The organism is Streptomyces sp. NPDC041713 (genome assembly GCF_055591085.1).
On sequence record NZ_JBVIZY010000005.1, the window covers coordinates 632,787 to 645,303 of the forward strand.

At 71.8% G+C, this 12,517-nt stretch carries 14 protein-coding genes; 6 read left to right on the forward strand and 8 right to left on the reverse strand.

Going from position 1 to position 12,517, the window contains the following annotated elements; all coding sequences use genetic code 11:
* Positions 1 to 34: 34 nt before the first annotated feature.
* From ACZ6CV_RS19320 to ACZ6CV_RS19350, 7 genes are all read right to left on the reverse strand, one after another.
* On the reverse strand, positions 35 to 322 hold the full coding sequence (locus ACZ6CV_RS19320; protein ID WP_062773190.1) for a DUF1416 domain-containing protein: 288 nt from the start codon (positions 320 to 322) through the stop codon (positions 35 to 37).
* Between the two features lie 42 nt (positions 323 to 364).
* Positions 365 to 1,210, reverse strand: a complete 846-nt coding sequence (locus ACZ6CV_RS19325; protein ID WP_469251961.1) for a sulfurtransferase — start codon at positions 1,208 to 1,210, stop codon at positions 365 to 367.
* 180 nt (positions 1,211 to 1,390) lie between these two features.
* Entirely contained in the window at positions 1,391 to 1,471 is an 81-nt protein-coding gene (locus tag ACZ6CV_RS19330) for a putative leader peptide (RefSeq protein WP_351007875.1), read from the reverse strand.
* Between the two features lie 192 nt (positions 1,472 to 1,663).
* Entirely contained in the window at positions 1,664 to 2,416 is a 753-nt protein-coding gene (locus ACZ6CV_RS19335; protein ID WP_469251962.1) for an LmeA family phospholipid-binding protein, read from the reverse strand.
* A gap of 116 nt (positions 2,417 to 2,532) precedes the next feature.
* Complete coding sequence (locus ACZ6CV_RS19340; protein ID WP_469251963.1) at positions 2,533 to 3,801, reverse strand: hypothetical protein; 1,269 nt, start codon at positions 3,799 to 3,801, stop codon at positions 2,533 to 2,535.
* Between the two features lie 5 nt (positions 3,802 to 3,806).
* The gene (locus ACZ6CV_RS19345) at positions 3,807 to 4,061 is read right to left on the reverse strand and encodes a MoaD/ThiS family protein (RefSeq protein WP_469251964.1); all 255 of its coding nucleotides are present in this window, start codon (positions 4,059 to 4,061) and stop codon (positions 3,807 to 3,809) included.
* Between the two features lie 12 nt (positions 4,062 to 4,073).
* Positions 4,074 to 4,919 carry an alpha/beta hydrolase gene (locus ACZ6CV_RS19350; protein WP_469251965.1) on the reverse strand — a complete coding sequence of 282 codons (846 nt, stop codon included), beginning with the start codon at positions 4,917 to 4,919 and terminating at the stop codon, positions 4,074 to 4,076.
* Positions 4,920 to 5,141: 222 nt separating this feature from the next.
* On the opposite strand from ACZ6CV_RS19350, the gene ACZ6CV_RS19355 reads away from it, so the two are divergent.
* From ACZ6CV_RS19355 to ACZ6CV_RS19380, 6 genes are all read left to right on the forward strand, one after another.
* Positions 5,142 to 5,954: a response regulator transcription factor gene (locus tag ACZ6CV_RS19355; RefSeq protein ID WP_362372083.1), complete on the forward strand. Its 813-nt coding sequence runs from the start codon at positions 5,142 to 5,144 to the stop codon at positions 5,952 to 5,954.
* 23 nt (positions 5,955 to 5,977) lie between these two features.
* Positions 5,978 to 7,000, forward strand: coding sequence for a LacI family DNA-binding transcriptional regulator (locus ACZ6CV_RS19360; protein WP_355819335.1), 1,023 nt, complete (start codon positions 5,978 to 5,980; stop codon positions 6,998 to 7,000).
* A gap of 121 nt (positions 7,001 to 7,121) precedes the next feature.
* Complete coding sequence (locus ACZ6CV_RS19365) at positions 7,122 to 8,183, forward strand: S1C family serine protease (RefSeq protein ID WP_469251966.1); 1,062 nt, start codon at positions 7,122 to 7,124, stop codon at positions 8,181 to 8,183.
* A 97-nt stretch (positions 8,184 to 8,280) separates the two neighbouring features.
* The gene (locus ACZ6CV_RS19370) at positions 8,281 to 9,015 is read left to right on the forward strand and encodes a response regulator transcription factor (protein ID WP_355819343.1); all 735 of its coding nucleotides are present in this window, start codon (positions 8,281 to 8,283) and stop codon (positions 9,013 to 9,015) included.
* Positions 9,012 to 10,436, forward strand: coding sequence for a sensor histidine kinase (locus tag ACZ6CV_RS19375; protein ID WP_469251967.1), 1,425 nt, complete (start codon positions 9,012 to 9,014; stop codon positions 10,434 to 10,436). Before ACZ6CV_RS19370 ends, ACZ6CV_RS19375 begins: the two co-directional genes overlap by 4 nt.
* An 85-nt stretch (positions 10,437 to 10,521) precedes the next feature.
* A complete protein-coding gene (locus ACZ6CV_RS19380) occupies positions 10,522 to 11,166 on the forward strand; it encodes a flavin reductase family protein (protein WP_469251968.1) in 645 nt (214 codons plus the stop codon).
* 23 nt (positions 11,167 to 11,189) lie between these two features.
* Here ACZ6CV_RS19380 and ACZ6CV_RS19385 read toward each other — a convergent pair whose 3' ends face one another.
* Entirely contained in the window at positions 11,190 to 12,509 is a 1,320-nt protein-coding gene (locus tag ACZ6CV_RS19385) for an LmeA family phospholipid-binding protein (RefSeq protein WP_469251969.1), read from the reverse strand.
* Positions 12,510 to 12,517 lie beyond the last annotated feature (8 nt).

Consider the following 12,517-nt stretch of genomic DNA (forward strand, 5'->3'; position numbering starts at 1 on the left):
GTTCTCGGCGCGGTGTGCGGACCGCGCTGCGCGGTCAGACCGCGATCGCGACCTCCGCGAGACCGCCCGTCCGGGCGACGACCGTACGGTCGGCCGTGCCGCCGGGGATCAGCGCCCGGACGGTCCACGTGCCCTCGGCGGCGTAGAAGCGGAACTGTCCGGTGGCCGAGGTGGGGACCTCGGCGGTGAACTCGCCGGTCGAGTCGAGCAGGCGCACGTAACCGGTGACGGGCTCGCCGTCGCGGGTCACCTGGCCCTGGATCGTGGTCTCACCGGGCTTGATCGTCGAAGCGTCGGGGCCGCCGGCCTTTGCTCCACACATGGGTACTCCTGAGGGGATGGGAAGAGGGAAGGTCGGGCGGGGCTACTTGTTGGCGCCGAGCTCGATCGGCACGCCGACGAGCGAGCCGTACTCGGTCCAGGAGCCGTCGTAGTTCTTGACGTTGGTCTGACCGAGCAGCTCGTGCAGGACGAACCAGGTCAGGGCCGAACGCTCACCGATGCGGCAGTAGGCGATCGTGTCCTTGGCGAGGTCGACCTGCTCGTCCTCGTAGAGGGCCTTGAGCTCGTCGTCGGACTTGAAGGTGCCGTCGTCGTTGGCGTTCTTCGACCACGGGATGTTGCGGGCGCTCGGCACGTGGCCGGGGCGCTGCGACTGCTCCTGCGGGAGGTGGGCCGGGGCGAGCAGCTTGCCGGAGAACTCGTCGGGCGAGCGCACGTCGACCAGGTTCTTCGCGCCGATGGCCGCCACGACGTCGTCGCGGAAGGCGCGGATCGAGGTGTCCTGGGCCTTGGCCTTGTACTCGGTGGCCGGACGGCTGGGGACCTCGGCGCCGTCGACCAGGTCGCGGGAGTCGAGCTCCCACTTCTTGCGGCCGCCGTCGAGGAGCTTCACGTCCTGGTGGCCGTAGAGCTTGAAGTACCAGAAGGCGTACGAGGCGAACCAGTTGTTGTTGCCGCCGTAGAGGACGACGGTGGAGTCGTTCGCGATGCCCTTGCCGGAGAGGAGCTTCTCGAAGCCCTCCTGGTCGACGAAGTCACGGCGGACCGGGTCCTGGAGGTCCTTGGTCCAGTCGATCCGGATCGCGTTCTTGATGTGGTTCTTGTCGTACGCGGAGGTGTCCTCGTCGACCTCGACGATGACGACCTTGGGGTCATCGATGTGGGCCTCGACCCAGTCGGCGTCTACCAGGACGTCGCTGCGGCTCATGTTTTTTCTCCTCCGGGGCAGTTACGGCGGTGCGGTGCGGGCGTGCTGCGGTGCACGAGGGGGCGCCCGGTACGGGCCGGTGGTGCGGGGAGGCACGGGTGGCGTACGTACGGCGGCGCGGGGGCGGCCTGCCGGATGGGCGTCGGACAGGCCCGGGGAAACGAGGGGGTGAGGCCCTCGCTAGAAGGTGCGACAGAGCATGGCGGCGACGCGGCACAGGTCGACTGCCCGCCGCTTCGTGAGGTCCGCCTGTCGTTGCATGCGTCCGATCGTAGGGACGGAGGGGCGGCCGTGTCACCGGTGCTCCGCATGGTGAGACGGGATCGTCCACGATGCGGGATTCGTTGAACTCCGGAGCCGCCCCTGTGGGGCCCCGGGCCCGGTGCGGCCCGCGTCACATCCGCCCGCCGGACGGGCCCGTCTCGTACTGCGGGACGAGGGGGTGCGCGGGCGTCAGCCGGCCAGCCGCACGTCGGTGCCGGTCACGGACATGTCCACGCCGTCCGGGGCCGCCTCGACCTTCTGCAGCTTGATGCCGGCCGGCAGGTCGTCGATCTTCTGGTTGAAGTCGGTGACATTGCGGACCATGCCCTCGGGCAGCGGGATGGAGACGCCGAGGACGTCGAGGTTCTTCGGGATCCGGTCGGCGTGCACCCGGATGTCGTCGCCCTCGACCCGCACCGAGCTGAGCACGTCGACGGGCTTCGGGAGCTTCGCGCCGCCCTTGCTGACCTCGACCTCGACCTTGATCTTGCCGTTGCCGCCGTCGGAGAGGCCGACGACCTTGCCGGTGGCGCCGAGCGGCAGGTCGACCGGCTCGGACTTGCTGGCCTTCAGGAGCTCGTCGTAGGAGACGCGCGCGGTGCCGGTGGCGGTCGCGGCCGTCGCCGAGCTGTAGTCGCCGGAGAACTTCACGCCCTTCATGTGGGCCGTGAGGTCGGCGATGCGGATGGAGTCGGACCCGGACTTCGCGTCGTAGTTCTTGATGCCGACCTCCACGTCGTCGAGCTCACCGCCCGCGACCTGGGTGAGGAAGGGGAAGCCCTTGATGGAGACGTCGGGCGTCTCGCTCAGCCCCTCGCTGGTCCGCATCTTGTCCGCCGCCTCGTCCTCGGCGAAGCTCACGGCGAGCCGGTCGGCCGCCACGAAGAGCCCTCCGAGGACGACCACGACGATCAGCAGTATTCGTACGGCGCGCTTGCTCATGTCCGGCGTTCCCCCACCTTGTCCCCCGAGTCGACTGTCGTTCCGGCGAGCCTAAAGGACGGATCCCCGGCCGAAGAGTTCGGCCGGGGATCCGTCGATCAGCTGTGACGATCGGTTCAGCCGACGACGCGGCCCAGCACGTAGACGGCCGGGGCTGCGGCCGCCAGGGGCAGCGCGACGCCCGCCGTCATGTGCACGAAGCGGGACGGGTAGTCGTAACTGGCGACGCGGTGCCCGATCAGCGCGCACACCCCGGCGCCGAGGCCGAGCAGCGCGCCCTTGCTGCCGTAGTCCGTCATGCCGCCGACGGCGACCCCCGCGCCGGCCGCGGCGAGGAGCGCCACGACCACGGAGGCCGGCGTGGGCAGCGGCAGCGCGCGGGCGAGGACCGCGACGGCGACCGCGATGCCGCCCACGGTGACCGCGTCACCGGCGGCCGCGAGGTGCCCGGCGGCGACGATCGCGAGCGCGGAGGAGGTGACGGTGGCCATCAGCCCGTACATCCGCTCGTCCGCGCCCGCGCGGCTGCGCAACTGCAGGACCAGCACGAACAGCACCCACACGCCGAGGGTGCCGAGGATGGCGGCGGGCGCGTTCTCCTTGCCGGCGGCCAGCAGCGCGCCGTCGGCGACGGCCCCGCCGAGGAAGGCGAGCGCGATGCCCTGCCGGGCCGGCCACATCCCGTTGAGCCGGAACCAGCCGGCGGCGGTCACGGCCTGCAGGAGCACCAGCGGGACGAGCAGCGCGTACGAGCCGACGGCCGCGCCCGCGGCGAGGAGCAGCCCGAGCAGCGCGGTCAGCGCGGCGGGCTGCATGCCGGGCTCTATGACCGGCGACCGCCCCTCGGCGCGGGCCCGCTGGGCGTCGGTGACGCGGGTATTGCCGGTGGTGGTGGCGGGCCCGTAGGTGGGACCGTCACCGGAGGCGGACGGCGCGGCCGCGGACGGCTCGGCGGCGGTCGGCTCGGCGGCGGGTGCCGGTTGCTGGTGCTCGTTCGCGCCCTGCGCGGGCAGGTATGCCGTCTCCGTCACGTCCACGGCGGCGACGGGCGGCTGCACCTGCGTCTCCCAGGTCTGCCCCTGCCACTGCTGGGTGTACTGGTCCTGAGGGGCGTACTGCTGCGGCTCGGCGTAGTACGGCTGCTGGGGATAGGGCTGCTGCTGGGCGTAGTACCCCTGCTGGTCCGGGTACTGCTGGTGCTGCTGATGCTCCGGATACGGCTGCTGCTGCGGCTGGTCCTGCTGATACTCCGGGTACGGCTGTTGCTGCTGGTGCTGCTGGTGCTGCTGGTGCTGCTGGTGCTCGGCGTACCGCCGCTGCTCGTCGTACCGCTGCTGCGCGTACGGGTCGTACCCCTCGTACCCCTCGTAGGGCTGATTGGACATGGTGCTCATCCTCCTGCGAACGGCGGGAGCACCTCGACCGTGCCGCCCTCGGCCAGCCGTACGGTCTCATGCCCGCGGGTCCCGACGGGGTCGCCGTCGACCAGGAAGGAGCAGCGCTGCAGGACCCGGACGAGTTCGCCGGGGTGCCGCTCACGTGCGGCCTCCAGCGCGTCAGCCAGCGTCGCCGCCGCGTACGGCTCCTCGGCGACGCCCGCGGCCGCCTTGGCAGCGGCCCAGTAACGAATGGTGCCGTTCACCATGCGACTCCCCTTTCAGTCGGCGGTTGCCGACGTCCATGATGCCGTGGCCCACGCGGCGATCCGTCCGACGAGCTCGTCGGTGGCGGCGTGCTCGGCGTGCCCCATGCCCTCCTCCAGCCAGAGTTCGGCCCCGCCCTCGGCGGCCGCGGCCAGCATCCGGGGGTGGTCGACCGGGAAGTACGGGTCCCGGTCGCCGTGCACCACGAGCAGCGGGGTCGGGGCGATGAGCGGAACGGACTCGACGGGCGAAAGGGGCACGGGGTCCCACTCGTGCGGGTGGATTCTCGTCCTGAGTCCGAACCGGCCGACCGCGCGTCCCGCGGGACGCGTCACCACCCAGTGCAGCCGCCGCATCGGCGCCGTACCCCGGTAGTACCACCGGGCGGGGGCACTCACCGCGACCACCGCGTCGGTCCGCGCCTCCGTGCGCCCCCTGTGCAACGCGGCGTGCCGCAGCACCACGGAACCGCCCATGGAGAAACCCACGGTCACCACCCGCGCGTACCCGAGCGAGCGCGCCCAGGCGACGGCCGCCGCCAGATCGAGCACCTCGCGGTCGCCGACCGTGGAGTGCCCGCCGGAGCGCCCGTGCCCCCGGAACGAGAAGGTGATCACGGCCGCACGCTGGGAAAGGACGCCCGCGATGCGGCGCACGTGGGGCCGGGACAGGTCGCCCGTGAAGCCGTGCGCGACGACGATCGCGACCTCGCCCGCGGGGTCGGGCCCGGGGTCGAGGGCGGCCTCGATGGCGACCCCGTCCCGTGTACGGAGGGTGGCCCGCCGCTGAACGCCGCGCTGACCGTGCGTGAGCGGCGGCACAGAAGATCGCGCCGATTGACCTGCCGGACCGGAACTCATGTGGGCTATTCTCCTTGGCAGAGGATCCGGGCAGCGCAGCCCCCGGGTCCTTTCGTGCTTTCCGGCCCCCGGGCGCGGGCGGACGACAAGCACGAAGCTGAAGTACGAACCTGAAGTACGAAGCAGTGCCGCATACGTCCTCGCAGGGACCGAGGAGGAACCAGACGTTATGGGCGAGCGAAACGTGCACGACAGTCGGACGACCCGGGCAGGTGGTCGGCGGTGAGCTCGCTGCTGCTCCTGACCAATGCCCTCCAGCCGTCGACGGAGGTGCTCCCCGCTCTCGGCCTGCTCCTTCACCACGTGCGCGTCGCCCCCGCGGAGGGGCCCGCCCTCGTCGACACCCCCGGAGCGGACGTCATCCTCGTCGACGGCCGCCGCGATCTGCCGCAGGTGCGCAGCCTCTGCCAGCTGCTGCGCTCCACCGGGCCCGGCTGTCCGCTGGTCCTGGTCGTCACGGAGGGCGGCCTCGCGGCCGTCACCGCGGACTGGGGCATCGACGACGTGCTCCTCGACACGGCGGGCCCCGCCGAGGTCGAGGCGCGGCTGCGGCTCGCGATGGGCCGCCAGCAGATCACCTCCGACGACTCCCCGATGGAGATCCGCAACGGCGATCTCTCCGTGGACGAGGCGACGTACAGCGCGAAGCTGAAGGGCCGGGTCCTCGACCTCACCTTCAAGGAGTTCGAGCTGCTCAAGTACCTGGCGCAGCACCCCGGCCGGGTCTTCACCCGCGCCCAGCTGCTCCAGGAGGTGTGGGGCTACGACTACTTCGGCGGTACGCGCACGGTCGACGTGCACGTGCGGCGGCTCCGGGCGAAGCTCGGCGTCGAGCACGAGTCGCTGATCGGCACGGTCCGCAATGTCGGATACCGGTTCGTCGTGCCGGAGAAGGTCGAACGCGCGGCCGAGGAGGAGAAGGCGAAGGCCGCGGCGTCCCGGGCCGCGGGGAACGGCGGCAGGGGGACGACGGGCGTCTCGCGCGGTGCGGAGACCGCCGCGAAGGAAGCTGCCGTACGCCCTGCCCAGCGGTAGTTCCATCCGCGTAGACTCCGCGCGTGGCCAAGGTGACTCGGGATGACGTGGCACGACTTGCGGGTACTTCGACCGCGGTCGTCAGTTACGTCATCAACAACGGACCCAGGCCGGTCGCCCCGGCCACGCGCGAGCGGGTACTCGCAGCGATCAAGGAGCTGGGCTACCGGCCCGACCGGGTCGCCCAGGCCATGGCGTCCCGGCGCACGGACCTCATAGGCATGATCGTGCCGGACGCGCGTCAGCCGTTCTTCGCGGAGATGACGCACGCCGTCGAACAGGCGGCGTCCGAGCGCGGAAAGATGGTCCTGGTCGGCAACACCGACTACGTGGAAGAGCGCGAGACGCACTATCTGCGCGCCTTCCTCGGCATGCGGGTCTCCGGCCTGATCCTCGTCAGCCACGGCCTGACCGACCAGGCCGCCGCCGAGATCGACGCGTGGGACGCGCGTGTGGTGCTGCTGCACGAGCGGCCCGAGGCCATCGACGACGTCGCCGTCGTCACGGACGACCTCGGCGGCGCGCAGCTCGCCACCCGCCACCTCCTGGAGCACGGCCACGCGTACGTGGCGTGTCTCGGCGGCACCGCCGAGACCCCGACCGTCGGCGACCCTGTCTCCGACCACGTCGAGGGCTGGCGGCGCGCGATGGGGGAGGCCGGCCTGTCGGTCGAGGGCCGCCTCTTCGAGGCGCCGTACAACCGTTACGACGCGTACAAGGTGGGCCTTGAGCTGCTCGCCGGGCCCGACCGGCCCACCGCGATCTTCTGCTCGACGGACGACCAGGCCATCGGCATCCTGCGGGCGGCGCGCGAGCTGCGCATCGACGTGCCGGGCGGGCTCGCCGTCGCCGGCTTCGACGACGTCAAGGAGGCGGGCCTCACGGATCCGCCGCTGACGACGGTGGCGTCGGACCGGCCCGCGATGGCGCGCGCGGCGGTCGACCTGGTCCTGGACGACGGTCTTCGGGTCGCGGGCTCGCGCCGGGAGCGGCTGAAGCTGTTCCCGTCCCGGCTGGTCGTGCGGCAGTCCTGTGGGTGCGCGTAGCCGCGTCACGCGTAAGGTTCCGGGCTCAGCGGCACGGCTTTATATCGGGCATACGCACTTCTGCCGGGCTTCTCAGGACGTACTCAGGCAGCTCTCATGTACGCCGGACAAGCTCATGTTCATGACCGAGAGCTTCCGCCACAGCGGCGAGTACCCCCAGCAGCAGTCGTCAGCGCCTGTGCACCACGGCGGTACGGAGGGCGCGTACGCGCACGGTGCGTACGCGCACGGTGCCTACCCGCCCCCGCCCGCTCATGCGCCGGAAGCCCCGCGGGAGCCCGGCCCCGGGCCCGCGCCGCGCCGGCGCCGCGCGAAGGGGCCGATGGCCCTGCTCGCCGCCGTCGCCATCGCGGCGGCCGCGGTCGGCGGCGGCACCGCCTACGCCGTGCAGACGCTCACCGACCCCGGCGGCGGCTCCTCCGCCACCTCCACGGACGTCGTGCCGACGAGCAAGAGGGGCACCGTCTCCGGGGTCGCCGAGGCGGTCAGCCCCAGCATCGTCGAGATCAGCGCGTCGACCGGGCAGGGCAAGTCGACCGGCTCCGGTGTGATCACCAAGAGCGACGGCGAGATCGTCACCAACAACCACGTCGTCGCCGGCGCCACCTCGATCAAGGTGCGGACGAACGACGGCAAGACGTACGAGGCCGAGATCGTCGGCACCGACAGCAAGAAGGACCTGGCGCTCATCCAGCTGAAGGACGCGTCCGGCTTGAAGCCCGCGACCTTCGGCAACTCCGGCAACGTGAAGGTCGGCGACGAGGTCGTCGCCATCGGCTCCCCCGAGGGCCTGACCGGCACGGTCACCAGCGGCATCGTCTCCGCGCTCGACCGCGACGTCACGGTGTCCACGGGGGACGGCCAGGAGCAGCAGCAGAACCCGCGCGGCGAGTGGCCGTTCGAGTTCGGCGGCCAGGAGTTCAACGGCGACACCGGCTCGTCGAAGACCACGTACAAGGCGCTGCAGACCGACGCGTCGCTCAACCCCGGCAACTCCGGCGGTGCGCTGATCGACATGAACGGCAACATCATCGGCATCAACTCGGCGATGTACTCGCCCAGTACGTCGGGGAGCCAGGGCACCGGCGACTCCGCGTCCGGCAGCGTGGGCCTCGGCTTCGCCATTCCCGTCGACACGGTCAAGGCCGACCTCGGCAAGCTGCGGTCCGGCTCGCAGACCTGATCCTGATCCCGACTCTGACCCTGCCTCTGACCCCGGCGCCCGCGTGCGAGGCTGATACCGGCCCCGTCCACCCCGTACCCGAGGAAGTCCGAAGCCCATGAGCCCCGCCGAAGGCGACCGCACCGGTGACCGCGAGCAGCTGCGCATCCTGATCGTGGACGACGAACCCGCCGTGCGCGAGGCGCTGCGCCGCAGCCTCGCCTTCGAGGGGTACGGCACGGAGGTCGCCGTCGACGGCGCCGACGCGCTCGACAAGTTCGCGGCGTACCGTCCCGACCTCGTCGTGCTCGACATCCAGATGCCCCGCATGGACGGCCTCACCGCCGCGCGCAGGCTCCGCGCCACCGGGTCGACCACGCCGATCCTGATGCTGACCGCGCGCGACACCGTCGGCGACCGCGTCACCGGGCTCGACGCGGGCGCCGACGACTACCTGGTCAAGCCCTTCGAGCTGGACGAGCTGTTCGCCCGCATCAGGGCGCTGCTGCGCCGCAGTTCGTACGCGCCGGCCGGGCAGGCGGCCGACGGCGACGTCCTCGCCTTCGCCGATCTGCGGATGGACCTGGCCACGCGCGAGGTGACCCGGGGCCCGCGGACGGTGGAGCTGACCCGTACGGAGTTCACGCTCCTGGAGATGTTCCTCGCCCACCCGCGCCAGGTCCTCACCCGCGAGCAGATCCTCAAGGCGGTGTGGGGCTTCGACTTCGAGCCGTCGTCCAACTCCCTGGACGTGTACGTGATGTACCTGCGCCGCAAGACGGAGGCGGGCGGCGAACCGCGTCTGGTGCACACGGTGCGGGGCGTGGGGTACGTGCTGCGGGGCGGCGAGTGAGCGGGGTCGTACGGCGGTTCCGCGGGTTGCCGTTGCGCTCGCGGCTGGCGTTGCTCGTGGCGACGGCGGTCGCGGTGGCGGTGGCGGCGGCGGCGGCGGTGTGCTGGTTCGTCGTACGCGACGCTCTGGTGGACTCACTGGACGACGCACTCAGTGAGAACCGCGTGCAGGACACCTGGGTACGCGGAATGATCGACGACAACGGCCAGTGCCGTCGCACGATCGTCGGACAGAACGAGGCGCCGAACCTCTTCAAGCAGACCGTGCAGGTCGTGGACCAGACCGGCGGCAGCTGCGTCGTTCTGGGCACGCAACCCGTCGAGCTCGACCAGCAGGACACCGAGGTGGCCCGACGGGACGCCCGCAACGCGTTCCACGACGCCACCGCGTCCAACGGCACCAAGTACCGCGTGTTCACGTACCCGCTGGAGGGCACGCCGTACGCGGTCTCCGCGGCACGACCTCTCAGCGAGGTCGAGGACACACTGAACAACCTCACCCTGATCCTCGTCTTCGTCGCCGGCATCGGCGTCCTCGGCGCCGGCGCCGCCGGCCTCTGGGTGGCCCGCACCGGGCTCCGCCCGGTCGACCGGCTCACCGCCGCCGTGGAACACGTGGCCCGCACGGAGGACCTCGACCTCCGCATCCCCGTGGAGGGCGACGACGAGATCGCCCGCCTGTCGGAGTCCTTCAACTCGATGACCGCCTCGCTGGCGTCCTCCCGCGACCTCCAGCAGCAGCTGATCGCCGACGCGGGCCACGAGCTGCGGACGCCGCTCACCTCGCTGCGCACCAACATCGAACTCCTCGCCCGCAGCGAGGAGACGGGCCGGGCCATCCCGCCCGAGGACCGCAAGGCGCTGCTCGCCTCCGTGACCGCGCAGATGACCGAACTGGCCGCGCTCATCGGCGACTTGCAGGAGCTGTCCCGCCCCGACGCGGCGGACGGCAGCGGCAAGATCCAGGTGATCGCCCTGCACGAGCTCACCAGGGCCGCCATCGAGCGGGCGCGGCTGCGCGGCCCCGAGCTGACGATCACCGCGGAGCTGGCGCCCTGGTACGTGCGCGCGGAGCCGCCCGCGATGGAGCGGGCGATCGTCAACATCCTGGACAACGCGGTGAAGTTCAGCCCGCCGCGCGGCACGGTGGAGGTCACCCTCGACCGCGGCCACCTCACGGTGCGGGACCATGGCCCGGGCATCCCCGCCGACGAACTCCCGCACGTCTTCGACCGCTTCTGGCGCTCCCCCTCCGCCCGCTCCCTGCCGGGCTCGGGCCTCGGCCTGTCGATCGTGGCGCGCACGGTCCACCAGTGCGGCGGAGAGGTGGCGCTGCGGGCGGCGGACGGCGGCGGCACGGAGGCGTCGGTACGGCTGCCGGGGGCGCCCACGCCTCCGCCGGAGACGCCGTCGGCTCCGTGAGCCGCGGGCCCGGCATCCTGCCGAAGGCCCGACGTACCCGACGCTTCGGCCGGCACCGAAGCGTCGGGACCCTAGCGTTCCGGACATGGACAACGCCACGATCCCGGCGGCGGCCGGCACCGCCACGGGCCACCTCTCCGTATCCCCCAAGATCCTCTACTTCGGCACCCCCGTCGCCCTGCTGACCACCACGAACCCCGACGGCACGGCGAATCTCGCGCCCATCTCGTCGCTCTGGGCGCTCGGTCACACCATCGTGCTCGGGCTCGGTTCCGGGGGCCGCACCGGCGCCAATCTCGCGGACCGGCATGAGCTGGTCATCAATCTGCCCTCGCCCGACCTGTGGCCCGCGGTGGAGCGGCTCGCCCCGCTCACCGGCGCGTTCCCGGTGCCGGAGGCCAAGCGCGGGGTCTTCCGCCACGAGCCGGACAAGTTCGCCGCCGCCGGTCTGCACCCCGAGGACTCCGTGGCGGTCGGGCCGCCGCGGGTCGCCGAGTGCCCGCTGCAGCTGGAGGCCACCGTGCGGAGCGTCACGCCGGTCGGGCCCCGGGGCGAGTTCCGGGCCGTGGAGTGCGCCGTCGTCCACGTCCACGCCGCCGCGGCCGTCATGGTCCCCGGCACGCAGTACGTCGACCCCGCCGCCTGGCGCCCGCTGATCTACAACTTCCGGCACTACTACGGCCTGGCCGAGCAGCAGCTGGCCCCCGGCTTCCGCTCGGAGACCGCCTAGCGCCGCCGGCGCGGCGCGTCCGCTCAGTGGCCGAGGCCGATTCCCGAGCCCTCGATGCGGACCCGGATGCCCTCCTTCTCGACCTTCACGTCCCGCAGCGCCATCGTCCCGTCCCCGGGCAGCTTTGGCAGTTGGAAGGCGAGGGTCAGGCGGTCGGCCAAGACGGGGCGAGTGAGCTGGGAGAGGCCTTCGAGGAGGGCGGGGTCGAGGCCGAGCTTCTTGAGGAGTTCGGGGTGGCCCATCGCGACGTCGATGAGGTTCAGGCCCATCACGTCGTTCACGAACTTCGCCGAACCGGTCAGCTTGTTGAGTTTCGTGTCGCTCTTCAGGGCGCTGCGGACCACCTTCTGCGGCACCCCGAGCCGCTGGACGATGGACGGCACGGAGAGCAGCGCCTTCGCCTTGGCCGTCTCCTTCGCGACGCGGTCGGCGGACTTCTGCGACAGGTGCAGGCCCTCCTTCTCGCGCGTACCGGGACGGTAGGTCGCGAGGTCACCGAGTTGCAGGCGCATGCCGCCGATGTCGGTGGAGATGCCGCGGTCGCCGTTGCGCTGGATACGGGCGTCCGCGCGGACCTTCAGGTCGTGGCCGGCGACGGGCAGCGTGCCGCGGGCGAGCACCTGGTCGTGGCCGCGGCCGGTGAACGTGACTTGGGAGGCGCCCAGTTCACGGTTGAGGTCGTCGAAGGAGAGCAGCACCTCGCCCTGCATGCGGCCGATGTGCGCGCCGGTGATCGAGGTGGGCCCGTCGCCGTCGATCGTGACGTCCGTGCCGGTCGCGGAGACCTTGGCCAGCGAGACCCGGTCGGCGGCGACGTCCGGGACGGTCACCTTCACCTTGTCGACGCGCTTGTCGAAGACCTGGGTGAGGAAGGGGAAGCCCTCGATGTCGACCTCGGGCGCCGCGCTCAGGTGCATCTGGTCCTTGAGCTTCTCCGCGGCCTCGTGCTCGGCGTAGAGCAGCGCCCAGCGGTCGCCGAGGGTGAGGAACGCGGCGGCCACCAGGACGGCGACCAGGGCCTTCACGGCGATCGGCAGCCCGGCGAAACGGGTGCGGCGGCGGCTGCGGCCCCGGTTGCGACGGCTGCCGCGGCGGTGGTTCGGCGGCGTCCAGGGGGCCTCGGCCTCCGGCGCGTCCTTCTCCTCGTGGAGGAACTCCTCCAGCGGGTTCGGCGCGAGCGCGGCCAGCTCTTCGTACGGGTTGGCGTACGTGGCGGCGGGCAGCTCGGCGGTGTCGGTCGAGCGGTCAGAGCTGCTTGAGCTGCGGGAGCCGGGGGAGCTTTCGATACGGTCGGCCGGCGGGGCATTCGAAGGACGCGGGGCTATGCGGTGGGGGGAACGCATCAAGTGAT

Excerpts from the sequence above, each read along its gene's own strand:
- ACZ6CV_RS19320 (WP_062773190.1), bottom strand. The coding sequence starts at position 322 with ATGTGTGGAGCAAAGGCCGGCGGCCCCGACGCTTCGACGATCAAGCCC.
- ACZ6CV_RS19325 (WP_469251961.1), bottom strand. The coding sequence starts at position 1,210 with ATGAGCCGCAGCGACGTCCTGGTAGACGCCGACTGGGTCGAGGCCCAC.
- ACZ6CV_RS19330 (WP_351007875.1), bottom strand. The coding sequence starts at position 1,471 with ATGCAACGACAGGCGGACCTCACGAAGCGGCGGGCAGTCGACCTGTGC.
- ACZ6CV_RS19335 (WP_469251962.1), bottom strand. The coding sequence starts at position 2,416 with ATGAGCAAGCGCGCCGTACGAATACTGCTGATCGTCGTGGTCGTCCTC.
- ACZ6CV_RS19340 (WP_469251963.1), bottom strand. The coding sequence starts at position 3,801 with ATGTCCAATCAGCCCTACGAGGGGTACGAGGGGTACGACCCGTACGCG.
- ACZ6CV_RS19345 (WP_469251964.1), bottom strand. The coding sequence starts at position 4,061 with ATGGTGAACGGCACCATTCGTTACTGGGCCGCTGCCAAGGCGGCCGCG.
- ACZ6CV_RS19350 (WP_469251965.1), bottom strand. The coding sequence starts at position 4,919 with ATGAGTTCCGGTCCGGCAGGTCAATCGGCGCGATCTTCTGTGCCGCCG.
- ACZ6CV_RS19365 (WP_469251966.1), top strand. The coding sequence starts at position 7,122 with ATGACCGAGAGCTTCCGCCACAGCGGCGAGTACCCCCAGCAGCAGTCG.
- ACZ6CV_RS19370 (WP_355819343.1), top strand. The coding sequence starts at position 8,281 with ATGAGCCCCGCCGAAGGCGACCGCACCGGTGACCGCGAGCAGCTGCGC.
- ACZ6CV_RS19380 (WP_469251968.1), top strand. The coding sequence starts at position 10,522 with ATGGACAACGCCACGATCCCGGCGGCGGCCGGCACCGCCACGGGCCAC.
- ACZ6CV_RS19385 (WP_469251969.1), bottom strand. The coding sequence starts at position 12,509 with ATGCGTTCCCCCCACCGCATAGCCCCGCGTCCTTCGAATGCCCCGCCG.